General features: G+C 40.5%; 24 protein-coding genes. 17 read left to right on the top strand and 7 right to left on the bottom strand.

Going from position 1 to position 25,059, the window contains the following annotated elements; all coding sequences use genetic code 11:
- Positions 1-126 precede the first annotated feature (126 nt).
- The 3 genes from KV40_RS20765 (at position 127) to KV40_RS32360 (ending at position 1,799) form a co-directional block, all read left to right on the top strand.
- Positions 127-1,248 carry a class I SAM-dependent RNA methyltransferase gene (locus KV40_RS20765; RefSeq protein ID WP_036485640.1) on the top strand — a complete coding sequence of 374 codons (1,122 nt, stop codon included), beginning with the start codon at positions 127-129 and terminating at the stop codon, positions 1,246-1,248.
- A gap of 103 nt (positions 1,249-1,351) precedes the next feature.
- Positions 1,352-1,573: a hypothetical protein gene (locus KV40_RS32365; protein ID WP_052055800.1), complete on the top strand. Its 222-nt coding sequence runs from the start codon at positions 1,352-1,354 to the stop codon at positions 1,571-1,573.
- 16 nt (positions 1,574-1,589) lie between these two features.
- Positions 1,590-1,799, top strand: coding sequence for a hypothetical protein (locus KV40_RS32360; RefSeq protein ID WP_052055799.1), 210 nt, complete (start codon positions 1,590-1,592; stop codon positions 1,797-1,799).
- 145 nt (positions 1,800-1,944) lie between these two features.
- On the opposite strand, the gene KV40_RS20755 is transcribed toward KV40_RS32360, so the two are convergent.
- Complete coding sequence (locus KV40_RS20755) at positions 1,945-2,394, bottom strand: AAA family ATPase (RefSeq protein WP_036485638.1); 450 nt, start codon at positions 2,392-2,394, stop codon at positions 1,945-1,947.
- A gap of 156 nt (positions 2,395-2,550) precedes the next feature.
- Here KV40_RS20755 and KV40_RS20750 point away from each other — a divergent pair, with 156 nt between their 5' ends.
- The gene (locus KV40_RS20750) at positions 2,551-2,958 is read left to right on the top strand and encodes a nuclear transport factor 2 family protein (protein WP_036485637.1); all 408 of its coding nucleotides are present in this window, start codon (positions 2,551-2,553) and stop codon (positions 2,956-2,958) included.
- Positions 2,959-3,131: 173 nt separating this feature from the next.
- Here the strand turns inward: KV40_RS20750 and KV40_RS37020 are convergent, their stop codons facing one another.
- The 3 genes from KV40_RS37020 to glp all read right to left on the bottom strand — a co-directional run bounded on the left by KV40_RS37020 (position 3,132) and on the right by glp (position 7,325).
- Positions 3,132-3,254: a hypothetical protein gene (locus KV40_RS37020; protein ID WP_256381153.1), complete on the bottom strand. Its 123-nt coding sequence runs from the start codon at positions 3,252-3,254 to the stop codon at positions 3,132-3,134.
- A gap of 92 nt (positions 3,255-3,346) precedes the next feature.
- Positions 3,347-5,842 (bottom strand): FG-GAP repeat protein, encoded by a 2,496-nt coding sequence (locus KV40_RS20745; RefSeq protein ID WP_072013862.1) that lies wholly within the window; start codon positions 5,840-5,842, stop codon positions 3,347-3,349.
- A 253-nt stretch (positions 5,843-6,095) separates the two neighbouring features.
- The gene (glp, locus tag KV40_RS20740; protein WP_036485635.1) at positions 6,096-7,325 is read right to left on the bottom strand and encodes a gephyrin-like molybdotransferase Glp; all 1,230 of its coding nucleotides are present in this window, start codon (positions 7,323-7,325) and stop codon (positions 6,096-6,098) included.
- 309 nt (positions 7,326-7,634) lie between these two features.
- Here glp and KV40_RS20735 point away from each other — a divergent pair, with 309 nt between their 5' ends.
- Together KV40_RS20735 and KV40_RS20730 are read left to right on the top strand one after the other, a co-directional pair.
- On the top strand, positions 7,635-8,219 hold the full coding sequence (locus KV40_RS20735) for a PAP/fibrillin family protein (protein ID WP_036485633.1): 585 nt from the start codon (positions 7,635-7,637) through the stop codon (positions 8,217-8,219).
- Positions 8,220-8,642: 423 nt separating this feature from the next.
- Positions 8,643-8,999: a DUF6464 family protein gene (locus tag KV40_RS20730; RefSeq protein ID WP_036485631.1), complete on the top strand. Its 357-nt coding sequence runs from the start codon at positions 8,643-8,645 to the stop codon at positions 8,997-8,999.
- On the opposite strand, the gene fmt is transcribed toward KV40_RS20730, so the two are convergent.
- Complete coding sequence (gene fmt / locus KV40_RS20725) at positions 8,996-9,997, bottom strand: methionyl-tRNA formyltransferase (RefSeq protein WP_036485630.1); 1,002 nt, start codon at positions 9,995-9,997, stop codon at positions 8,996-8,998. The two genes, KV40_RS20730 and fmt, sit on opposite strands and share 4 nt — an antisense overlap.
- A gap of 89 nt (positions 9,998-10,086) precedes the next feature.
- On the opposite strand from fmt, the gene KV40_RS20720 reads away from it, so the two are divergent.
- The 8 genes from KV40_RS20720 to KV40_RS20685 all read left to right on the top strand — a co-directional run bounded on the left by KV40_RS20720 (position 10,087) and on the right by KV40_RS20685 (position 18,352).
- Positions 10,087-10,437, top strand: coding sequence for a YtxH domain-containing protein (locus KV40_RS20720; RefSeq protein ID WP_036485627.1), 351 nt, complete (start codon positions 10,087-10,089; stop codon positions 10,435-10,437).
- A 15-nt stretch (positions 10,438-10,452) separates the two neighbouring features.
- Positions 10,453-10,827 carry a hypothetical protein gene (locus tag KV40_RS20715; protein ID WP_036485625.1) on the top strand — a complete coding sequence of 125 codons (375 nt, stop codon included), beginning with the start codon at positions 10,453-10,455 and terminating at the stop codon, positions 10,825-10,827.
- A gap of 101 nt (positions 10,828-10,928) precedes the next feature.
- Positions 10,929-11,729 carry a TPM domain-containing protein gene (locus KV40_RS20710; RefSeq protein WP_036485623.1) on the top strand — a complete coding sequence of 267 codons (801 nt, stop codon included), beginning with the start codon at positions 10,929-10,931 and terminating at the stop codon, positions 11,727-11,729.
- Positions 11,730-12,134: 405 nt separating this feature from the next.
- Entirely contained in the window at positions 12,135-12,773 is a 639-nt protein-coding gene (locus tag KV40_RS20705; protein WP_036485621.1) for a hypothetical protein, read from the top strand.
- A 333-nt stretch (positions 12,774-13,106) separates the two neighbouring features.
- A complete protein-coding gene (gene acpP / locus KV40_RS20700; protein ID WP_036485620.1) occupies positions 13,107-13,355 on the top strand; it encodes an acyl carrier protein in 249 nt (82 codons plus the stop codon).
- A gap of 126 nt (positions 13,356-13,481) precedes the next feature.
- Positions 13,482-14,732 (top strand): beta-ketoacyl-ACP synthase II, encoded by a 1,251-nt coding sequence (fabF, locus tag KV40_RS20695; protein ID WP_036485618.1) that lies wholly within the window; start codon positions 13,482-13,484, stop codon positions 14,730-14,732.
- A 235-nt stretch (positions 14,733-14,967) separates the two neighbouring features.
- Entirely contained in the window at positions 14,968-16,980 is a 2,013-nt protein-coding gene (gene tkt, locus KV40_RS20690; protein WP_036485616.1) for a transketolase, read from the top strand.
- A gap of 316 nt (positions 16,981-17,296) precedes the next feature.
- Entirely contained in the window at positions 17,297-18,352 is a 1,056-nt protein-coding gene (locus KV40_RS20685) for a Gfo/Idh/MocA family protein (RefSeq protein ID WP_036485615.1), read from the top strand.
- A 116-nt stretch (positions 18,353-18,468) separates the two neighbouring features.
- Here the strand turns inward: KV40_RS20685 and KV40_RS20680 are convergent, their stop codons facing one another.
- Both KV40_RS20680 and KV40_RS20675 read right to left on the bottom strand, forming a co-directional pair.
- Positions 18,469-19,194 (bottom strand): hypothetical protein, encoded by a 726-nt coding sequence (locus KV40_RS20680; RefSeq protein WP_036485612.1) that lies wholly within the window; start codon positions 19,192-19,194, stop codon positions 18,469-18,471.
- A gap of 35 nt (positions 19,195-19,229) precedes the next feature.
- Positions 19,230-19,916, bottom strand: a complete 687-nt coding sequence (locus KV40_RS20675) for a hypothetical protein (RefSeq protein WP_036485611.1) — start codon at positions 19,914-19,916, stop codon at positions 19,230-19,232.
- Between the two features lie 261 nt (positions 19,917-20,177).
- Here KV40_RS20675 and KV40_RS20670 point away from each other — a divergent pair, with 261 nt between their 5' ends.
- From KV40_RS20670 to KV40_RS20660, 3 genes are all read left to right on the top strand, one after another.
- Positions 20,178-22,916, top strand: coding sequence for a valine--tRNA ligase (locus tag KV40_RS20670; protein ID WP_036485609.1), 2,739 nt, complete (start codon positions 20,178-20,180; stop codon positions 22,914-22,916).
- A 79-nt stretch (positions 22,917-22,995) separates the two neighbouring features.
- Entirely contained in the window at positions 22,996-23,463 is a 468-nt protein-coding gene (locus KV40_RS20665) for a hypothetical protein (RefSeq protein WP_036485607.1), read from the top strand.
- Positions 23,464-23,541: 78 nt separating this feature from the next.
- Positions 23,542-24,687, top strand: coding sequence for a quinone-dependent dihydroorotate dehydrogenase (locus tag KV40_RS20660; protein ID WP_036485605.1), 1,146 nt, complete (start codon positions 23,542-23,544; stop codon positions 24,685-24,687).
- Positions 24,688-25,059 lie beyond the last annotated feature (372 nt).

Genomic DNA, 25,059 nt, shown 5'->3' with positions numbered 1-25,059 from the left:
TTATTATCCTACAATTTTTAGAATAGAGTACATTTGCTGTAGGATAAACATCTGTATATAAATATCTAAAAAAGTGCGATCGCCTTTGGCGGTACGCAGAGCGCAATCGCGCCTTCAAACCCGCAAATGAATAACTATTTTGCTACTGTAGCTCGCGGCTTAGAGGCGATCGCCGCTAAAGAATTAACCAGTTTGGGTGCTAAAAATGTCCGTCCCGATTTTACGGGAGTGCATTTTCAAGGAGACAAAGCTTTACTCTATCGCGTTAACCTCTGTGCCAGAACTTTATTTCGCCTTCTCGTGCCTATAGCCGAGGTTAAAAGTTACAATGCCCAACAGCTTTACCGTCAGGTTTATAATCTCAATTGGGCAGAATACTTGCAGCCTAACATGACTATAGCAGTAAACTGCACTGGTCAAAACCAACATCTCAATCACACTCACTTTACCGCTCTAAAAATTAAAGATGCGATCGTCGATCGCCAGCGCAAAACTAAGGGAAAACGTTCTAGCATAGATATAGAAAATCCCGATGTTTTAATTAACGCACATATAAATGGCGATCGCTGTATTCTTAGTTTAGATAGTTCTGGTTCGAGTTTGCATCGTCGGGGTTATCATTCGGCAATGGGTAACGCACCTCTAAAAGAAACCCTCGCCTCCGCATTATTAGATATGGCTGAATGGACACCCAATATACCGTTTTTAGATCCTTTATGTGGTTCGGGAACTTTACCTATAGAAGCCACCTTAAAAGCACTAAATATTGCTCCAGGTTTAGAGCGTAAATTTGGCTTTCAAACTTGGTTAGATTTCGATGAAAGCTTGTGGAAAAAAGTTGTTGATGAAGCCAAAGAAAAACAATTATCTACTATTGATGTTCCGATAGTTGGCAGCGATAAAAATAAGAACGTTATCGAACAGGCAATAATTAATGCTAAAGAATGTGGTGTAGAAAATATAATAACTTTAAAACAACAAGAATTATCAAATATACAACCACCAGCAGAGAAAGGAATAATTATTTGCAATCCTCCCTACGGTAAGCGCATTGGTAAAGAATCTGAATTAGGCGAACTCTATCAGCTTTTAGGAGATACTTTTAAGCAAAAATTTACAGGTTGGACGGCGTATATATTAACGGGAAGTAGGCAGCTAACTAAAAAAGTGGGTTTGCGAACTTCTAGCCGTACGCAAGTTTATAATGGTGCTATTCCCTGTACGTTATTAAAATACGAACTGTATTAATGTAAAATTTATTAGATTTGTTGCTGATTTAGGAAGATAAAAAGAAAATCGGAACTTAGAGAAAAACTATGGTTCGTGTAGCAGCTAATTATCAAAATAGAGTATGGAATGCACTCCCAATAGACAAAAATTAAAAATAAATTTTACTATTATTAATGTACCTACTATTTTTGAAGGCTCGAAAGATCAGGCAAATGTTGAAGGCAAACTAAAGATTTATATTGATAAAAAACTTTTTTTTGATGAAGAGAATATTTTGCTACTTGAGTTGGCAATTAGTTTGAACGATTGGGTGAAAAAAAATAAAGCAAAACGAAGTTACTAATTTTTATTATGAATCAATGGACTATGAAGATGAACCAATATTAGCATTTGTTAATGAACAGGAAGATATTTGGAGGTTACGCTCTGTATGGGAAGTGTTTCCAAGTAATAACGAAATAAAATTAACTGTGCTTACTGAAATAGCACAACATTATATAAATAAATTAAAATGCGAACTAAAGAAAAATTTTAATTTAGATATTTCTAGTCTATTTTTAAATAAGTAAAAAATAATAACTTTTCTTGGAAGGTTTTTTAAAGTTATCGTATCGGATACTGAGATCTGCATGACGGTCGCTTGATGGAAAGTTTTATAAACTTATGCTCGCTAGCAATCTGTTTTTTTCGTAAATCAATGATATTAATTAGAACTCAAATTTTACTAACCCATTTCTCTACAATAAATTCTCTTTCTGGTAATAACCGAACGTAGTAGAGTTCGTCAAAGCCTTCTGCATAGATTGGTATTATTAATCGTGCGTATGTTCCTCTAATCCCTTTTTCGGGAATTTGTTGTTTTGGTGGACGGTTACGATCGCGCCGAATTGAATCGGCAATCTTAGACTCAAAATAATATCCAATAATTTTAAAACCGCGCTCTTTTGCTGGCTCAATGTAGCGTTTGCGTTCTTCTGGAGTGGGATTGGTATTGTCTACCACAAATGGTTGAGCAATCTCAAGGCAAGTTTCTAGAAGCCTTTTTTCTCGGTGTCTGGTTTTGAGCATATCTAGATTGATACGAACATGTGTCTGAAAAAAGCGTTGACTGTAGAAGGTTGATTTACCGCTGGCTTGGATACCTATAAAAACGATCGCTTGCACTGCTAATCTACTTTAACTGCTCCTTAATTAAAAATATCAGACACAGTTGAAGAAACAGAGCGCGATCTCAACTTTAAAAAAGTCATTCTGAAGACACAAGAAAAAATAAATTGAATATTTTAAACTGGCGATCGTTGTCTAACGCGATCGAATGCTATGTCTGTCGATACAGAAAATTTAATTATTAAAGGAATCACCGAGCCTGTCATTTTAGATTATTTTACTACTATTAACAAAAGTAGATTTGATGAAACAGCATCCTTATTTGCTGAAGATGGTATTTTACACGCACCATTTACTGCCCCTGTTGTAGGTAGAGAAAAAATTGCTGCTTATTTAGAAGCAGAAGCTACGGGTATGAAATTGATCCCCAATCGGGGAATTAGTGAAACAGACGAAACAAATGTAAACTCATCTTTGTTTACTGTTATGGGTAAAGTACAAACGGCTTTATTTAGTGTTAACGTTCGTTGGCAGTTAGTATTAAATAGCAACGGCAGTTTAGATAACGTAAAAATAAAACTATTGGCTTCTCCTCAAGAACTTTTAACAATGCGACAATAGACAAGGCAAACACACCTTAAAAATTACCGATAAAAATCGAACGCACCAAGAGTTATTTATTAATTGTCATTATTGTCTGCTCCGAAACCTAGTTTACTCAATGCCTTGGGGAGTTAAGAATTTTCTGTTGGTGACAACAGACAAATTGGATATTTTATAAGAAGACGATTGCGCTACCGCGCACTGACGATGTGAACGGTAGCCAAAGATAAAAAACCATTAAAGTTAATTTTTCGGCGTTCGATGGGAACGTCAAGACGGCGATATTTACGATATTTACGTTGAAGCCCTCGCAAAACATCTCTCTTGTTGAAACAGAGGAACAGATATTTTGATTAGTCTACTTTTTTAGCAGTGGGAAGAAAAAATTCCTAATCGTTGCCTAGCTTTAAACAAAAGTAAAAGCAGAATCTTCGATACTCAAGTTAGAGTTAACATCTTCTATAACTGCAATAGTTTCTCCCGTGCTATCAATACCCGAATCGTATATTAGTTTGGCATTAATAGTTCCTGCCGTAGAAGTAAAGAAGTCGAGGCTATAATTGTCTGTCGTTCCTTGAAGTTGAATCGTATCTTGTTCTAAATTGAAATTAGTAATTAGTGCAAAATCTTCTTCCCCAGAGGTAAAATTATCGCCATCATCGTAGAAGACATCGTTGGTATTTGCTAGTACAAAGGTATCGCTTCCGCTGCCACCAGTTAGGGTATCTAATTCGCCAACGCTAGCACTATTTAGATTAACTCCGATTAACAAATTATTATTGCTATTACCACTGAGACTATCATTACCGTTACCGCCAATAAGGGTGTCGTCTCCAGTTCCTCCATTTAGAGTATCATCGCCATCATTACCAACAACTTTATCGGCACCACTATTACCAAAAATTAAATCCTCACCAAAGTTACCCCTAAGAGAGTCATTGCCCGAACCGCCATAAATCACATCATTACCAGCTTCACCTAAAACCAGGTCGTTTCCACCGTTTCCTGCTAGAGAATCATTACCGATATCGCCAAAAAGGCGATCGCCTGCCGCACCACCAGTAATACTGTCGTTACCAGCCTCTCCGAAAAGACGGTCGGATTCACTATTACCATTGAGCGTATCGTTGCCATTACCACCAAAAATATCGTCTTCGCCGCTATTGCCGCTTAGACTATCATTACCATCATTACCAGAGATGTTGTCATCGCTTGCTTCGCCGCTAACAGTATCACTGCCATCTCCTCCAGTAATTAAGTCTTTTCCATCACCACCCAAAATTTCATCTCTGCCATCACGACCCTGGATAATGTCATTACCTCCCAAACCAGAAAGAAAGTCATCTCCATCACCACCAGTTAAAACATCATCATTGTCAGTGCCAATAAATTCTAAAGGAGCAATACCAAAGATGACATAGCTTTCTCCTTCGTTGTTATAACTATAATTATTGCCTCCACCAGCATAAGGTGCGCCGATAATCAGGTCGTCAATACCATCACCGTTCACATCACCAGCGGTACTAACCGAACTACCTAAATTGTCATTGTTATCAATGCCTGTAAAGATAAAACCATCAAAGTTATCAGGATTGGCTAAATCTAGATTGGCATCAAAATCACTGCTACTACCAAAAATGACATAGCTTTCTCCTTCGTTACTGTAATTGCCGCTTTCGTCGGCAGAAGGTGCGCCAATAATCAGGTCGTCAATGCCATCGCCATTGATGTCTCCCGCTGTGCCGACCGAACTACCTAAGTTGTCGCCATTGTTAATGCTTGTAATGACAAAACCATTGCTACCATCTAGTTGCGAGGGTTCCAAACTAGCATCAAATCCATCGCTACTGCCAAAAATGACATAGCTTTCGCCTCCAGTACCAGCATAAGGTGCGCCGATAATCAGGTCGTTGATGCCATCGCCGTTGACATCTCCCGCACTGCTGACCGAACTCCCTAAATTATCATAGCTATCGCTCCCTCCAATAACAAAACCATTGTTACCGTCTAGTTCTGAAAGCAACAAAGTACCAGAAGTTGCTATCTCAGAACCGCCAAACACTATATAGCTTTCACCTTCGTTACTGTAACTACCACTCTCACCGGCATTAGGTGCGGCGATAATCAGGTCGTCGATGCCATCGCCATTTACGTCTCCCGCGCTGCTGACCGAACGTCCAGAATTATCGTAATTATCGATACCAGGAATGACAAAACCATTATTTCCATCTAATGTTTCAGGGTCTAAATTAGCGTTAAAGCCATTACTACTACCAAAAACAACATAGCTTGCGCCTTCGTTATCGTAATTGCCGTTTTCATCGGCAGAAGGTGCGCCGATAATCAGGTCATCGATGCCATCGCCGTTTACATCTCCCGCACTGCTGACCGAACGACCTAATTCGTCACCATTGTTAATGCCTGGGATGACAAAACCGTTGCTACCATCTAGTTGCGAAGGTTCTAAACTAGCATCAAATCCATCACTACTGCCAAAAACGACATAGCTTTCGCCTCCAGTACCAGCATAAGGTGCGCCAATAACTATATCGTCGATATCATCGCCGTTTACATCTCCCGCACTACTGACCGAACGCCCCAAATTATCGTTATTGTCGATACCTGTAATGACAAAACCATCGTTACCATTAAGTTGCGAAAGTTCTAAATTGGGATCGAAGCTACTGCTACTGCCAAAAACGACATAACTTTCACCTTCGTTACTGTAGTTACCGCTCTTATCGGCAGAAGGCGCACCAATAACTAAATCGTTGATGCCATCGCCGTTTACATCTCCCGCAGTGCTGACCGAACGTCCAGAATTTCCGCCATTGTCTGCACCTACAATTACAAATCCTTGCGTGCCATCTAATTCAGACAAATCTATTGTAGAAAAAGCCATAATTGTTCTCCGTTCTCTAGTTTGTTGGTTGAATAAATTGCAAGATTACAACTTGTTGTATCTATATAACTATTGAACAGTAGTTGATGAACGCTTAATTTAACTTGTAATTAATTCTTTACAAACATCTTGCTCTAATCAAAGCTGACAAGATAACAGCAATAAATAGACTGGATTCTAATCATGTAACTTTTTATACAAGCCTTATCTTTTTGAAGGATTGAGAAGTTTTTTGAAATTGAATTAGCTTTTATCAGTCGAGCCGCATTACTCTGACTACTTCGTCTGGGGCAATAGATTTTTGTCCTACTGGAATTACTGCTAGAGCATTGGTTTGAGCTAGATTGATTAAATTACCAGAACTATGACTTCCTCCAGCCAAGCTAAACTCATATTCTTCATCGATCGCCAAGAGTTTACCCCAGAGATAGGTTTCTCTCGTGCCCCCCGAACTCAATCGATCGCGACAACGAGCTTTAATAAAAGTCGGTCGATAATTTTCTGTGAGTCCAGATAACTTAAGGAGAGCGGGACGAACGAAACGCCAACAGCTAACCAGTGCCGAGACGGGATTTCCTGGAATGCCAAAATACAGGCAAGAATTAGGAAATTTGGCTACTGTAAGTGGTTTTCCTGGTTTGACAGCAACGCTACGAATATGAAGTTCGCCTCCTAGTTCGGCTAAAATGCGATCGACATAATCGTAATCTCCTACCGAAACCCCACCCGTTGACAGAACCATGTCCGCAGACTCAATTGCTTCGGCGATCGCCTGTTTTAACGCTGCGGGGCGATCGGGAACTATGCCTAAAGAAACAGGGATACCACCGTTAGACTCCACAAAGCTAGCTAAAGCATACTGATTGGAATCAACTATCTGTCCTGGTTTTAAAGGGCGATCGGGAGTAATTAATTCGTCTCCCGTAGATAAAATAGCCACGCGAGGACGACGGTAAACTGATAAATCGGTACATTGAGCGGTAGCTAAAACTGCAATATCTGCCGCACCAATAGTCACTCCAGGCTCTAACATTGGCGTTCCCGCTCGATAGAAAGCTCCCTGGTGTCTGACAAATTCTTGAGGTTGAGGGGCATTTAAAATTTCGACGCGATTGTTTCTACGTATAGTATTTTCTTGAATGACAATCGTATCGGCACCAGGAGGTAACATAGCTCCTGTGAAAATGCGAGCAGTTTGTCCCGCTTTGATTTCTACAGTAGGTTCTCTACCAGCAGAAATTTCTGCAACTACTTCTAAAGTTACCGTTTGCTGTGGACTACAATCTTTGACATCGGCATAGCGCACTGCATAACCATCCATCGCTGAATTATCCCAATAGGGAAAATCTAGCTTGCCAACTATTGGTGCTGCCAAAATGCGTCCCGTCGCTTCTGATAGGGGAATTGTTTTAATATCTTGCTCCGCATCAAAAGGCGTAGCTAAATTAAGAATAATAGTTTCTGCTTCTGCAACTGATAACATGAGGTGAATTTAGAGCAATGAGCAATTTCGGGCGGTCAGCATTCGGAGGAAACCTTAGAATTACGCCCTCACAATGAGCAATTAACAGTCATCAATGTTCAATGTTTAATGTTCATTGTTTATTGAAAAATTGTCAATTGCCAAATTCGGTCTTATCAAACGCGATAACCTTATATGATAATAGCTATAGAAATGGAAACAAAGAGACAAGCTAGATTTATGTCGGATTTACGGAATCATTTGTTATCTGCAAGCCATACATAAATAAACAGCCCGACCTCATCCATTACTACAGCTAAAACAAGACTTATGAGCAAGAAAGCAGAATTATTAGAAGCAATAGCTGGAAAAAATCGTGGGTTGTTAGCTAATGAAGTTGACAACGTTCGCGTCCTCTCAGCAATTCAGCAGCTAGAAGATTGTAACCCCAATCCCCAGCCGCTTAAAACCAAAGAGCTATTAGAAGGCGATTGGCGATTGCTATATACCACCAGTAAGGGAATACTGGGTTTAGACCGCTTTCCCTTGTTGAAGTTAGGGCAAATTTATCAATGTATACGCACCTCAGAAGGCAAGGTTTATAATATTGCTGAAGTTGTAGGTTTGCCTTTTTTAGAGGGTTTGGTCAGTGTTGCCGCTACCTTTGAACCAGTAAACAATCGCCGAGTCAGCGTTATGTTCGAGCGATCGATAATTTGTTTGCAGCGTTTTTTTGCCTACAGTTCGCCAAGTAAGTTTATTCAGCAAATAGAATCGGGTAAAAAGTTTCTTCCTCTTGATTTTAGTCTCAACCGTCGCGAACAAAGTGGATGGCTAGATACAACTTACTTAGACGAAGATATGCGTATAGGTAGAGGTAATGAAGGTAGTGTATTTGTTCTCTGTAAAAATTGAGCTACTAAATTTTAGGCTGGCAAAATTAGGCTATTTTTAACTATTTTAGCGACCTCGAAGTGCAAACCCTTCGAGCTTATCCTATGCTCGCCGTAACGTTGACTCTGCAAGAGTGCGACTGACCTGACGGAGGCATAGCCTTCTGTGAAGTATAGCATTACCTAAAAAAATTAAGACATCAAGCCAAATTTAGTATATGTTTTCTATTGCCCATTTGTGACAAGTTAAAAGACTACGGTGTTTGTCAATTGGTTTTTAGCTGCCTCACGCGAATGGCAGCGCTACGCGCATAAGCCATGCTAGGGGTGGGTATCGCCGTTGCTCCGCAACGTCGGCAATTTCCAGACTGCGAGCCGATAGGCTCTGCGCTTTGAGCTTTAAGAAATACATACAGCTTTATCCATCTACTCAACAAGCAAATTGATGTCATCAAAGTCAAATTCATTACTAACAGAAATCATTCTTAGCAACTCCCGTCAGTCCCTGGGTAAAATATATCTCGAACAGATGCCCCAACCAGGTAGTCATCTGGAATTATCGGGAAAAACCTATGCTATTTTAGAACGACACCATCATTACCAATACAAAATCGGTGGCTATTGCCTGCAAAGAATTTCTTTACACGTTCAAGAATTGAAGTTGGCTAATGAAAAAAGCCTAATTGAGGGACGCTGGGTTATCGGTGATGCTACCTGTCGTTACAATGCGCATTCAGAAATTATGCGCTGTGCCGTTAATCCCGAAGGGCCCTGTCAAGACTGCCATTACTACGAACCCTAACCATTTCCGAGTTGGGTGCCAATTGACAGACGCATACCATTGACAAAATCCCAACCAGACTGTTGCCGTTTTCCCGCAGGCTGCACCCGTTCTAATAATAATAATCCCGAACCAGTTTGTACTATTGGACCCAAGTTTTTAATATTGCGGACGATTTCACCTGGAACGCCCGTTAATAACTCTAAATCTGCCCATTGCTGTTTGATAATGTCATAATGTTCTGGAAGCTGTTTTAAGTAGGGTTCGATTAGGGGTACCGTAGTTAATAACTTTAATCTTTGGTTTTCATAGGTAGCGATACAGTTGGGATAAAATCCTCTAATCTTATTATGTAGGTCGATTGCCGTTTGCGACCAGTCAATGGCTAAGTCGGTTTTTTTGATTAAGGGAGCATAAGTTGCCAGGGAGTCGTCTTGGGGAACTGGTTTTATTTTTTGCCCCTCTAATTTGAATAAGGTTTCAATTAATAAATCTGCTCCCTGTTGGGAAAGTTTAGTAGCAATGCTTTCAGCGTCATCTAAAATGTCGATCGCCGTTTCGGCTTTCAGCAGCATATCTCCCGTATCCATCCCCCGATCCATCAGCATAGTGGTCACACCAGTTTTGGTCTCGCCACGAACAATACTCCATTGAATTGGTGCTGCACCCCGATATTGGGGGAGTAGAGAGCCATGCACGTTGATACATCCTAGTCTGGGCATTTGCAGGATTTCAGGGGAGAGAATCTGACCGTAAGCTACTACCACAAAAACATCGGCAGCGATCGCCTCAAGTTTATCTAAAGTCGCTCGATGTTTTTTGATATTTGGCGGTTGCCAAACTGTTAAATTATGTTCTATTGCAACTTTTTTAACAGCCGAAGGTAAAGTCTTGTTTCCCCTGCCTCTGCGCTTATCGGGTTGAGTAACTACGCCAACCACCTCTAGCTCCTGCTGTTGAAGCAGTTTTTCTAGAGTGGGGACGGCAAATTGAGGAGTACCAAAAAAAACTAGTTGCATATTATGATAAGAAGACGATCGCATTCAATTAATTTTTGTCTAATAATAAGCTGAAATAAAAAATTAAGATTGTAAATCGAAATTAAAAAATGTCAAAATCAGTTAGAGACCGTACATTTGTCAGTGGCATCGCGATCGGGAGTGCCGTAGGTACTCTGTGTGGATTGTTAATCGCACCGCGAACTGGCAAAGAAACCAGAAAACTTCTGAAAAAATCTGCTGCGGCTTTACCAGAGTTAACTGAAGATTTGGCTAGCACCATTCACATGCGTGCCGAGCATTTGGGAGTAAAGACGACGCGCAACTGGCAAGCAACTTTAAGCAAAATACGTGTGGCGATCGCCGCAGGTGTGGCAGCAAGCCAACAGGAAAGGGAACGCGAACAGGCTCTATCTATCTCTCGCAATTCAACTCCTGCTGCAAAATCGTCTCGACCTTAAAACGAGATCGCACTTATGAACTATTCGCTAGATCCTGTATTTTGGTTAGGACTGTCTCTATTTTTGGTCGGATTTAGTTTGGTTGCCGTATTAATTGTCGCGATTCCTACTTTACAAGAGGTAGCTCGCGCCGCTCGTAGTGCCGAAAAACTGTTTGACACTCTCAATCGCGAATTTCCACCTACCCTCGAAGCCATTCGTCTGACTGGGACTGAAGTGGGCGAACTGACCGATGAAATCAATCAAAGTGTAGAAAGTGCGACTCAAGTAGTAAAGCAAATGGATCGCAGTTTGGTTGGTGCTAGAGAACAGGTCAAACAAGCCCAAACCAACACCCGCAGCATTGTTACAGGAGTAAAAACCGCCTGGCGCGTCTGGCGCAGTCGCTAAACTATTTTAGAAAACGTAAAAACGATCGGATAAAGTAAATAATTACATCAAATATAGTGCGATCGATCGCGATCGCAGACACAAAAATTATTAAATACACTATGCAAAAACTTTTTACACGGCGTTTTCTGGCGATTTGGGTAACCTTTATATTAATTTTGTTTACTTATTTTACCCCTCCAGCTCTAGCAGTAAATAATCCAGAACTACTGCCTGCTGAAGAAACTCCCGTAGTCGATTTGGCTAATTTTATCCCTACTCTGCAAGAACAATCTTTAATTGAAAACTTAAACGAGTTTGAGGCACAGACAGGCTGGAAAATGAGAGTGTTAACTCAATACGAACGTTCGCCTGGACGAGCCGTTAAAAAATTTTGGGGACTAGACGATAAAAGCATTTTACTAGTAGCTGATGGCAGAGGTGGTAATCTTTTAGCTTTTAGCATTGGCGATGATGTTTACGAACTGTTGCCCCGAACTTTTTGGATCGAGCTACAAACCCGTTTTGGCAACATGTATTACGTTAGAGAACACAGTGAAAATAATGCGATCGTCGAAGCAATGGAAACAGTTCAGGGCTGTTTGTTACGAGGTGGTTGTAATGTAGTTCCAGGACTTCCCAGAGAACAGTGGATCTTGACTTTAATTAGTTCGATTGTTGGAGGAATAATTTTAGGCATAGCTGCTATACCTCGTAAAGAAAGCCAAGGAATAGCCTGGCAATGGGCATTGATTCTGTCTCCGCTATGGGGAATTTTATTTATTGCTTTTGGTATGGGTCCTGTAATTACCCGCACTCCCGAACTATTGCCTTTATTACGCAATATTCTCGGTTTCATTCTAGGTGCAGTAGTTGCTTTTCTCTCTCCCATAGTCGATCGCCATCCCACTGAGGAAACTTAAAAAAGTAGTAAGTAGCAGGTAACAAGTAAGTTTTGGCTTTGGGAAAAAGACATTTAGCATTTATCAACGAACACTTAGCAGTTCAACTCATCTTGTTAATTGTTCATTGCTCATTGATATAGCGATCGCTTCAATAAATTTTTGTAAACTATCATTGCAATAGTTTGAGTTATCTGGCTTTATTGAGAATAATCGAACATTTTGTTACATTTACTTTCATAATCTCGATAGAAAATAAAGATAGATAGCTTTTAACGAGATTTGATAGATAGTCATAGATTTTCAATGTTGTACGACGAAGCCTAATGCGACCGTTAGTAAACAGCAATTATTTGGCGATGGCTTTCACTTAATTTTCCTCGAATTTATAAACATTAATTAACGTTTTTTAGGAGCAAATCGAAAATGATTCAACAAATTAAACAACTATTTAACTCTGCCAAGAAAAAAAGCGAATACTATTTAGAGTTGGATGAAGATGAGTCTCTTCAAGAGAATCTTCAAGATAAATTCAGTCAAGCTAAACAAGCAGTCGGAAACAAGGTGTCTCAAGCTCAAGACGTAGTAAGCGATACAACTGCTGCCGCTCAAGAGATAGTAGCAGAAGGAGCTACAACTGCCAGAGAGGCTTTGGTAGAGCGAGTAAATTCTGCTGCCGAAGGCACCAAAGAAACAGCAGACTCTGCTAAAAAAGAGACCGAAAAAAAAGCCAAAGCTGCTAAAAAAGAAGTCGAAAACAAAGCTAAAACTGCTAAAAAAGATTTAGAAAAAACAGCCAAAACTGCAAAAGACGACACTGCAAAAACCAAATCTGCTTCAACATCAGATTCACAAGAGTCTGGTGGTGATTCTGGAGCATCTTCTTGGGAACAACCATTCTGGGTCAAAGCCATGTTTGAGAAAAACATGACTAATGGTGCCAAAGCGGAAAAAGAGCCAACTTTTGCTACCGATCACCTAATGCCCGTGCCTACTAATTATCGTCGTCGTCCCGGACCGAGTTTAGATAAATACAAAAAAATGCTGTCTAAAAAGCAAGGTTAGTAAAAATTAATAATTTCCCACTGAAAACTGCGTAAATAGCCTGACTATTTAAAGCAGATAAGCGGAACTGTCAATCCATTTTAATTGACTTCCGCTTTTATTTTTGGTCTTTCAAAATGTTTAACTGCCTAAAATTTCGTCAGAGCAACGTGCCAATTGTAGAAGCGACTACAGATTTACATCGATCTGTGTCTCTTTTCAGATAAGATGAGAATTGCTGCTCGACGTTAAAATATTCGAGCTAGCATCAAATAAAGAAGCGGCAAAACCCAGACCGTTTCGACTTAATTCTTTATAAATAAATTTTGTGGGTAATTTGGTAGGAAAAATCTAATGAATCAAGAAGTTTTTGCAAAAGTACAAAAAATCGTTGTCGAGCAACTAGAGGTTGAAGAAAATAGAGTTACGCCAGAGGCAAGCTTTGCTAATGATTTGGGTGCCGACTCACTCGATACAGTAGAGTTGGTCATGGCTTTAGAAGAAGAATTTGATATTGAAATTCCCGATGAAGCAGCAGAACAAATAGATACGGTTGGGAAAGCAGTAGAGCATATAAGCTCGGAAATAGAAACAGCCGCTTGATGTAAAAAGATGGACGAGCAAACCGTAGGCAACGCGGTAGCATAGTGCTTAAAAATTTGACGCAAACAAATTTATCGCGTTAAGAAAAATCCAGGCAAAATTTTCTAAATATAAATATAGACAAAGATGACAAATTGGCAACCTAAAAGAGTAGTGGTGACAGGGCTGGGGGCCGTTACTCCCATAGGTAACAATCTCCAGCAGTATTGGCAGAGTCTTTTAGCTGGACGTAGTGGAGTCGCGCCAGTTACATTATTTGATGCCTCACAACACTCCTGTCAAATTGCAGCTGAAGTCAAAGATTTCGATCCTCATAATTACTTGGATAAAAAAGAAGCCAAGCGGATGGATCGCTTCGCTCAGTTTGCGCTCGCTGCTAGCCAACAAGCAATTGACGATGCCAAATTTGTCATCGACGAACTCAATGCCGACCGCATAGGCGTATTAATCGGTACGGGAGTAGGCGGCATTAGAGTTATGGAAGATCAAAAAGAAATTTTGCTCAACAAAGGACCGAGAAAAGTCAGTCCTTTTACCATCCCGATGATGATCGCCAATATGGCGGCAGGGKTGACGGCAATTCATACGGGAGCTAGAGGTCCAAACTCTTGTACCGTAACCGCCTGTGCGGCTGGTTCCCATGCCATAGGTGACGCTTTTAGACTAATTCAGAGAGGCTATGCTACAGCAATGATTAGCGGTGGTACAGAGGCTGCTGTTACCCCCCTATCTTTTGCTGGTTTTTGTTCGGCAAAGGCTCTTTCTGGTCGTAACGATGAACCAACTCGCGCTAGCAGACCGTTCGATCGCGATCGCGATGGTTTTGTAATGGGTGAAGGAGCGGGAATTTTATTACTTGAAGAATTAGAACACGCGGTAGGGCGTGGAGCTAAAATCTATGGCGAAATAGTCGGTTATGGTATGACTTGCGATGCCTATCATATTACTTCTCCCTCACCCAACGGTCAGGGAGCGACTAAAGCAATAGAATTAGCGATCGCTGATGGTTCTCTATCGCCCGAAGATATTGACTATATTAACGCTCATGGAACTAGTACGGGAGCGAACGATACTACCGAAACTCAGGCAATTAAAAAAGCTTTGGGTACTAGAGCTAAAGATATTCCCATTAGCTCGACCAAATCAATGACTGGTCATTTATTAGGCGGTTCTGGAGGGATTGAGGCAGTAGCAGTATTGATGGCGATCGCCAATGACAGAGTACCCCCAACCATCAATTTAGACAACCCAGACCCAGAATGCGATCTAGACTACGTTCCCCATAGCAGCCGCGAGCATCGGGTATCGGTAGCACTTTCTAACTCTTTTGGCTTTGGCGGTCATAATGTCACCTTAGCTTTTAAAAAATATCAGTAGATTCTAAAATTTTATTTCCACTAATAAAACTTGCCCCTCGATCCCAAGAATGGGAAGATGTAGATAAGCCTTGGGGCAACCCATAGCCATCAATATTAAAAGCCGTCCGCATCAAGTTTCGCGTCGGCAAAGACACAAACTGCACTTTCGGGGAGTTGATTTCTAGAAAGTGCTGGGTCTGGCTAGGTCAAATTTTGTTTTATCGTAGTTTGTAGTTTACTTTATAGAACCAATTATGGTAGTCGCCACTCAATCACTTGAAGAACTTTGTATAAATTCAATTCGTTTTCTAGCGATAGATGCGGTAGAAAAAGCTAACTCAGGTCATCCAGGGCTGCCGATGGGTGCTGCTCCTATGGCTTATGTCCTTTGGAATCAATTTATGCGTTTTAACCCCAAAAATCCCCATTGGTTAAACCGCGATCGCTTCGTACTCTCGGCAGGACATGGCTGTATGTTGCAGTACGCCCTCATGTATCTTACAGGTTACGACAGCGTTTCTCTTGAAGATATCAAACAATTTCGTCAGTGGGATTCTAAAACTCCAGGTCACCCCGAAAACCATATTACTACTGGAATTGAAGTAACCACAGGTCCACTAGGACAGGGCATTGCCAATGCAGTTGGTTTGGCAATGGCAGAAGCCCATCTAGCGGCGACATTTAATAAGCCCGACTGTGAAATCATCGATCATTACACCTATGTAATTTTGGGTGATGGCTGTAACATGGAAGGTATTTCTGGTGAAGCCTGTTCTCTGGCAGGACACTTAGGTTTGGGCAAACTAATCGCCTTTTATGACGACAACCATATTTCGATTGATGGTTCTACCGATTTAGCATTTACCGAAGACGTAAGTAAGCGTTACGAAGCCTATGGCTGGCACATTCAGCACGTAGAAGATGGCAATAATGATTTAGAAGGTATTGCTAAAGCTATTGAAGCTGCCAAAGGCGTTACGGACAAACCTTCTTTGATTAAAGTCACTACCACTATTGGTTATGGCTCTCCCAATATGGCGAATACCCACGGCGTTCACGGTTCGGCTTTAGGTAAAGAGGAAGTGCAGGCTACCCGCGAACATTTAAACTGGGAATATCCCGAATTTGAAGTTCCAGAAGATGCTTTAAATCATTTTCGCCAGGCGATCGATAAAGGTGACAAAGCCGAATCAGAATGGAATGACCTGTTAACTCACTACAAAGCCGAGTACGAAGAAGAAGGTGCCGTTTTAGAACGAATGATGAAAGGCGAGCTACCCGAAGGTTGGGATAAAGTTCTGCCCTCCTACACTCCAGAAGATAAAGCTAACGCAACCCGCAATCATTCTGGTATTGTTTTAAATGCTCTGGCAGGGATATTACCAGAACTGTTTGGCGGTTCGGCAGATTTGGCTCCCTCTAACAAAACCTTATTAAAATCTTCTGGTGACTTTCAAAAAGGTCACTACGAAAACCGCAATATTCGCTTTGGTGTAAGAGAGCACGGTATGGGAGCTATTTGTAATGGTATTGCCTTACACAAATCGGGGCTCATTCCCTACGGTGCGACTTTTCTCGTCTTTACCGACTATATGCGTAATGCAATTCGCCTCTCTGCTCTCTCAGAAGCAGGGGTAATTTGGGTGATGACTCACGACTCTGTAGGGTTGGGTGAAGATGGTCCCACTCACCAACCCGTTGAACACGTTGCTTCGTTGCGGATGATTCCTAATCTTGCCGTTTTCCGCCCTGCTGATGGTAACGAAACTTCTGGTGCTTACAAATATGCCATCGAACATCGTCATAGCCCTACTTTACTGGCTCTTTCTCGTCAAAACTTGCCTAACCTAGAAGGTAGCTCTATTGAAGATGCAGCTAAAGGAGGATACGTTCTTGCTTGTGGCTTTGCTCCTGAAGAACTGGATCTAATTTTGATTGGTACTGGTAGCGAAGTCGAGCTATGTGTTAAAGCAGCAGACAAACTTAAAGCGGAAGGTAAAAAAGTTCGCGTTGTATCTCTACCTAGCTGGGAAGTATTTGAAGAACAAGACGAGGAGTATAAAGACTCCGTATTGCCCAAAGTTGCTAAAAAACGGTTAGCGGTAGAAGCAGGTACTACTTTTGGCTGGTGTCGCTATACTGGCGATGTAAATGCAGTTATTGGCATCGATACCTTTGGAGCTTCTGCTCCTGGTAGTTTAGCTTTAGAAAAATTTGGTTTCACAGTAGAAAAAGTAGTTGCTAAAGCTAAAGAGTTAATCGGCTAAATTTATTGCATAAATAAATTTTAAACAGCTTCTTATCATTTGATAAGAAGCTGTTTTGCTTGTTTCGACCGTTGGCGAGTATTAACGACAAAACATTGCTCGAATTAGTAAAAAACTGTCACATACTGGCTCTATATTTTTTGTTCTCACCGCAAAATGTAAAGATATATAAACTATAGTAGATAGTAAAAATAACCTAATTTAAATCGAATTTCAAATTATCGCGAATAAATTGCTCTGTGGTACTATCTGGATGACTGCGTCAGGGCAAGTTCGGTAATCTGGTAAATTCTAGTGGTGAAGGAGTTTATTACAAGTGCAATCTGATTTTTCACAAAAACAGCCCAATTACTCAGACAAAATTGGTTCTCGTCCTTTAAGAATGGGGGTAATTGGTGTAGGTAATATGGGAAGGCATCACGTTCGCGTTCTCAGTCTGCTTAAAGATATAGAACTAGTCGGGGTGTCAGATATCAATTTAGAAAGAGGTCTGGATATTGCCAGTCGCTATCATACCCACTTTTGGGAAGACTATCTCGAACTCTTAGCTCATGTTGATGCCGTTTGTATTGCAGTACCGACAAAACTACATCATCAAGTGGGAATTAACTGTTTGCAAGCAGGGGTTCACGTTTTGATTGAAAAGCCCATTGCCGCTTCAATTATCGAAGCCGAATCTTTAGTCAACATGGCGGCAGAAACTAACTGTATTTTACAAGTCGGTCATATAGAAAGATTTAATCCCGCTTTTCAACAATTGACCAAAGTCGCTAAAACAGAATCAATACTGGCTTTAGAAGCTCGACGCATGAGTCCCTATTGCGATCGCGCCAATGATGTTTCTGTAGTTCTAGACTTGATGATTCACGATCTCGATCTCTTACTAGAGTTAACTGCCTCTCCAGTAATTAGTTCTACAGCAAGCGGCAGCAGTGCTGGTAATTCAGGGTATTTAGACTATGTAACCGCAACTTTAGGCTTTGCCAACGGTATAGTAGCAACTCTAACCGCTTCTAAAATAACCCATCGTAAAATCAGAACTCTAGCAGCACACTGTAAAAATTCTTTGATCGAAACTGATTTTCTGAAAAATGAAATTTTGATTCATCGCCATCAACTAGCAAGCAACTCTTTAATGAGCGATCGCCCCTATCTGCAAGATGGCATTATTGAAAAAGTATATACTAACAACGTCGAACCTATATATGCTGAAATAGAACACTTTGTAAACTGTATTCGCGGCGGCGAAAGACCCTCTGTAGGAGGAGAACAGGCTTTAAAAGTTTTACGTCTAGCCAGTTCCATCGAACAAATGGCTTTAGATGGTTTGGTGTGGCAGCAAGAACGTCAACTTCAACCTTTAAGGGAATAACACTGTAGTAAAAAAGGTATAGGGATGCGAGGGAAAACTTGTAAACTTTAGGCAAACTCCTCAATTCCCTGGCTTACTATCGTAAAAATACTTGGCTTTTATCAAGCGAACCTACGTCAATGAGTTCGCAAAGATTGAGTTTTTCTAATTTCTTGATGAACGCTCAACCCAATTTCTACTGCTTCTGTCAGTAGCTGTTGATATTCATTGCTAGAATTAGTTTGAGGAAAAGATAGTAAGTTGATTAGGTTGTTTTCCAGGTTAGCTAACATTTGATAAGGATCATTTCCAAACTGGCGATCGCGACTAATAACTTTCTCAAGTTCGATACTTTTAATCAAACTATTTTTAGTTAGGTTTAAAGCTGTAGTTAATTCTGCTCTAGATTGCAAATTTGCTGCTAAAGCGTCCCGTTCATCATTGTATTTTACCGATTCAATTTCTGATAGTAGTTTCAAACTATCGATTAAATGATTGTAACGCTCTACTTTGTCTAGAAGAATTGCGAAAACTTTAAGCTGCTTGGCAAGTCTCCACAGATAATAATTAAATAATAGAGCGATTGAGAGCGAACAAACAATCGTACTTAATAACAACAAAATTAAACCGCTGATATTATTAGATAACCAGCCTAGATTGCGAAATATAATTAAATTTATTGGAAAAAATAGCAGCAAAATCAAAAATAAGATCGAAGCTTGTGTGAATAATAAAGAAATGCGAGCTTTTTTTTGATGCAACATAGTTACGCGAGCGAAATCGAGCGCCCAAGTAGACAAAATATTAAACTTTAAAAGATTATCTAATTCAGATTGTTCAATCTGAAGTTCATCCCAATTCATCGGCATTTATTAAGTATTTTGTAGCTTTACGGCAACTAATTCAAACCAAAAACATTACCTATTATTTTTAAAACTTGGATGTAAAAATTGCTTTCTACTTCTCTAAACAAAGCAAATGGTTCTTCTGGCATACCAAAAAAGGGACGCAGAGTCCATCCTAACTGACTACCAACAAAACCATAAAGAACTAACCAAGCTGTAACTAATTTGCGTCTATTAGTTGTTGCTACGGAGTCTTTTTCAATTAAAGCCAGCATTCCTTTATAAAAAAACTTAACGCCAATAATACCTGTTAGAGCTAAAACTAAAATATTTAGTAGTTGAAAGAAAATATAGTCATTAATAGATAAACGAAAAAATAAGGTAACAGGTGCAAAACCAAATAACATGACGCTAATCATTGCCATAGAAGACAACAGTAAAGCCACATATTGCCCAAAGGTGCGTTTAGAACCTAAAACAATATCTAAAAAGTAAAGTGTAGGCAGACAGATTAATAAGGTTAGTAAATATAAAGCAGGTAATTTAAATGCCGAAGATAGCATTTGTAGCCAACCTTGAATCGAACCAATAATAGCACCATACAAGGCGAAAAAAATCGAGCTTGTAATTAGTAAGGAAACGATTTTTTCATCAATTCGCTTATTTTGTTCGATTTCTGTTAAAAAAGTCACGCGATTGCGCAAGAGTTGCATTAATGTTGCAAAAGAAGCCGATTTCATTGGGATAATTTTTTAGCTAAAACATCAATGTTTAGTATGCAGTTTATGTAGCACTTCTGCAACACAAAAAACCGATCTTTGTAGCATTTTTATGGTTAGCTTTATACTTTTTTAGTAATTGCCAGCAGACAAATAAGAAACAAAAGCTTAAATAAAATAGTTATAAAAAGCTATTTAAATTTGTAGCGAGAATTTGCCCAATAACTATACAATATATAATCTCTCTAGTCGTTCGTACACTCTACCGACTCGTTCATTCTCATGACCGATACTACATCCAATCTTGCTACTCAATACGATCCCGCAATCGCCGAAGCTAAATGGCAACAATACTGGGAAGAACGAGGAGTATTTACTGCCAATCCCAATGGTTCGGGACAGCCATACTGCATTGTTATCCCACCGCCAAATGTTACTGGTAGTTTGCACATGGGTCACGCTTTTGAAAGTGCGCTGATCGATACTTTAATTCGCTATCATAGGATGCTTGGCTTTAATACTCTATGGTTGCCAGGAACGGATCATGCCAGCATTGCCGTGAGTACAATGCTCGACCGACAGCTTAAAAATGAAGGCAAGACCAGACAAGATTTAGGGAGAGAAGCTTATTTAGAGCGTGCCTGGGCATGGAAAGCTGACTCTGGCGATCGCATCGTCAAGCAGTTAAGACGCTTGGGAATTTCGGCAGACTGGACGCGAGAACGCTTTACAATGGATAAGGGTTTATCTAAGGCAGTAAAAACAGCTTTTATCCGACTCTACGAAGACAAATTAATTTATCGCGGTAAATATCTAGTAAATTGGTGTCCTGCTTCTGAGTCGGCAGTATCGGATGTAGAAATTGAAAATAAAGAAGTACAGGGACATTTATGGCATTTTCGCTATCCTTTAACCGACGGTAGCGGTTATCTAGAAGTTGCTACTACTCGCCCTGAAACCATGTTGGGTGATACGGGAGTGGCAGTCAATCCTAATGACGATCGCTACAAAAATTTAGTGGGCAAAACCCTGACGTTACCAATTGTCGGCAGAGAAATTCCCATAGTTGCTGACGAACTGGTAGATCCTGAATTTGGTACGGGTTGCGTTAAGGTAACACCGGCACACGATCCCAATGATTTTGAGATGGGAAAACGCCACAACCTGCCGATGATTAATATCATGAATAAAAACGGCACCCTCAATGAAAATGCAGGGGAGTTTGCAGGACAGGATCGCTTTGCTGCCCGTAAGAATGTAGTTAAAAAGTTAGACGAACTAGGGGCATTGGTCAAAACCGAAGACTATACCCATAGCGTTCCCTATAGCGATCGCGGTAAAGTACCAGTAGAACCCCTGCTATCTACTCAATGGTTCGTAAAAATGGAACCTTTGGCAAGCAAAGCTCTAGCCTATTTGGATAACGATAACTCTCCTAACTATATTCCCGAACGCTGGCGCAAAGTCTATCGAGATTGGTTAGTTAAAATCAAAGACTGGTGTATTTCTCGCCAGCTATGGTGGGGACACCAAATACCAGCCTGGTATGTAGTTTCGGAAACTGCAGGAGAAATCAAAGATAACACGCCATTTATCGTAGCTTACGATGAAGCCGAAGCCAGGGAAAAAGCCATCGCCCAATACGGTGAAGATATTACCTTAGAACGAGATCCAGATGTTCTCGATACCTGGTTTTCTTCTGGTTTATGGCCATTCTCTACTATGGGATGGCCTCAGAAAACTCAAGATTTGGCAACTTACTATCCTACCTCTACATTAGTAACGGGTTTTGATATCATCTTTTTCTGGGTAGCCCGTATGACCATGATGGCGGGCTATTTAACCGATCGAATGCCTTTTCAGGATGTTTATATTCACGGCTTGGTATTAGATGAAAACGGTCAGAAAATGTCTAAATCTAAAGGTAACGGTATCGATCCCCTGTTGACTATCGATAAATATGGGGCAGATGCTTTACGCTATACCTTAATTAAAAAAGTAGCAGGTGCGGGGCAAGACATCAGCTTTGATTACAATCGCGATAAAGACGAATCGCCTTCAGTAGAAGCATCGCGTAATTTTGCCAACAAGCTGTGGAACGCAGCGCGGTTCGTAATGATGAACCTAGATGGCAAAACGCCGCAACAGTTGGGTAAACCAGATACGAGTTCGCCAGCATTAGAACTATCAGATAAATGGATTCTGTCCCGTTTTCAGCAAACGGTTAAGCAAACTAGAGAATACATTGCCGTTTATGGTTTGGGAGAAGCAGCAACGGGACTTTATGAATTTGTCTGGGGAGATTTCTGTGACTGGTATATCGAACTAGTCAAATCGAGACTTTGGCAGGATAATACTTCTAGTTCCAAACAGATCGCCCAACAAACTCTGGCTCATGTGTTAGACGGCATCTTAAAATTGCTCCATCCCTTTATGCCTCATATTACCGAAGAAATTTGGCAAACTCTAACTCAGGCAGAGGGAGAAGCGACTCTGGCATTACAAGCTTATCCAGAAGTTAGAGCAGAACTTATCGATACCGAACTAGAACAAAGCTTCGAGCTACTATTTAATGTTATTCGGACGATTCGTAATTTACGTACCGAAGCAGGAATCAAACCAGGGGCGCAAATAAAAGTTATCTTACAAACCCAAAGCGATCGCGAACGGAGTATTTTAGAATCTACTGCCGATTACATAGGAGATCGCGCTAAGGTAGGAGAACTAAAAATCGTCGATAGTTTGGCAGGACAACTAAAACAGGCGATCGCAGGAGTATTCGGTACCGTACAAATATTAATTCCTCTAACAGGATTAGTAGATTTGTCAGCACTACGTAGTAAATTAGAAAAAAACTTAGCCAAAGTCGAAGCAGAAATGAAATCTTTACAAGGACGTTTGAGCAATCCTGGATTTATTAATAAAGCACCAACAGAGGTAGTCCAGGGGGCTAAAGATTCACTTAATGAGGCTGAAACCCAAGCTCAGATTCTTTGCGATCGCCTCAAAGGTTTAAACTAAAATAGCTTCTATTTTATTTACAAAGCTTTTGTTCGATCTGTATCTACTAGCCCCATTAGACAACCCAGACAAAATAGCTATGTTATACCTAGCTCAAGTCCAAACCAATCCTAATTCTGAAGAAACACAGCTACAGTTGCTAGCTTACCAAAAATCTGAATATGTCTGGGAAGTAGACAATTTAGAAGCTTTAATGCTGACTAAAGAAACTTCTCTTTATCCTGGGGTATTGGTATTAGTAGAAACAGGTAATGAGGGACAAATTGTCAGCATTCAAGAAGCTAAAGACTGGATTCTCAGCTTACTACAGCAATATTTAACTAAAAATGCGATTAACCCCCAATTTGTCGAGGCAGAACAGCATAAAATAGAACAGTGGCGACAGGAAATTACCGTGCAAAATCTAGAATTGAATCGTCGCGCCCTGGAAATTGAAACTCGCCGCGAACAACTCCAAGAATTAGAACAAGAACTCAAACGCTATCGGGAAGATTTAGCCGAAAAACAGCAACAGCTAGACGACCGCCTCAAACCCGAACAAATATAACTAAGTAGAAAGTAAAAAGTAGAAAGTAGGAAGTTAAGATAATTTACCTATTACCTATCACCTATTACCTTTTTTAGTATGCTCGATTTCACCAAACCCTTTTATCCCCTGCTGCTTTCTGCTGTCAAAGGCGATCCCGAAACCGCTCATCGACAGTTGTTAAAAACGCTACATAAGATAGAAACCTCTCGTAACTCTGCCTGGGCAAATTTGGCAATTAAACAACTAGAAAAATCGTTTGTCGTTAATGATTCTCGCCTTCAGCAGTCCCTTTGGGGCTCGAACTTTAATAATCCTCTCGGTTTGGCACCAGGCTTCGATAAAGACGCTACAGCAGCAGGCATCTGGTCGAGCTTGGGCTTTGGTTTTGCCGAACTAGGGGCGGTAACGCTACACTCACAACCAGGAAATCCCCGTCCGCGAATGTTTCGTTTGCCTGAAGACAAAGCCGCGCTCAATCGCATGGGTGCAAATAATCTCGGCGCAGCGGTAATGGCAGATACTCTGAAGCAAACCTGGCAGAGAAAACCCCGTACTATTCCGATCGGTATCAACCTGTGTAAATCAAAAATTGCTGACTTAGAAACAGCAGCAGCAGACTATGTAGGTAGCTTCAACTATTTGCAAGATCTTGCCGACTATTTTGTAATCAACGTTAGTTCTCCTAACACTCCTGGACTGCGATCGCTCCAGACAGGAGAACAATTAGAGCCTATCTTGTCTGGGTTACAGCAAGCAAATATTAATAATCGACCAATTTTAGTCAAAATTTCTCCCGACTTAGAATGGCAAGATATTAAAGACATAATCAATTTGGCTACGGAATACAATTTATCTGGTGTAATTGCCACTAATACTACTACTCGCCGCGATGGCTTAAAATCCGACATTCTTAAGGAAACAGGAAAAAAACTTAAAGATGAAGCGGGAGGAATTAGCGGCTTACCTGTAAAAGAGCGATCGACAGAAATTATTCGCTTTATTTATCGAGAAACTAACGGTAAATTGCCTATTGTTGGCGTTGGCGGCATCTTTACCGCTAGAGATGCTTGGGAAAAAATAATTGCTGGTGCCAGCTTACTGCAAACCTATACGGGCTGGATCTATCAAGGTCCCTGGATGGTTAAAGAAATTTTGTTGGGTGTATTAGATAAGCTCGAACAGTCAGGCTTGGAAAATATTAACGATGCAGTTGGTATAGAACACAAGCGATCGGGCGTTTGATAAAGTGTTACGGTGAAAGACTTGTTTTCTAGCTAGTATTAAACAAAGCATATTAAATCAAATTATGAAAAGAACACCTAAAAAAGTAATTAATATCGATGCGGGAACGGCACTTTTAATCGTATCCGCTTTGATTTTGTTACCATTGTTGCTTACGGGTTTTATCTCTCAATAGTTTAAAAAATAGTTTTCTAAGTGCGCCGACATCTCGATCGATAAAATTATTAGAGAATCGCAAACTATGGATGCTGGCGCACTGCCTAAATTTTGCTTCTCTCCATTATCTGCGATTTTTTTGAGTCTAAGTATTCGGTTGAGTTATTTTATAAGAGCTAATCAAGCAAAAATCGATTGAAAACTAAAACTATCTAT

Origin of the sequence: Myxosarcina sp. GI1 (assembly GCF_000756305.1) — a bacterium.
Lineage (GTDB): Bacteria > Cyanobacteriota > Cyanobacteriia > Cyanobacteriales > Xenococcaceae > Myxosarcina.
This window is presented reverse-complemented; position numbering and strand designations above follow the sequence as displayed.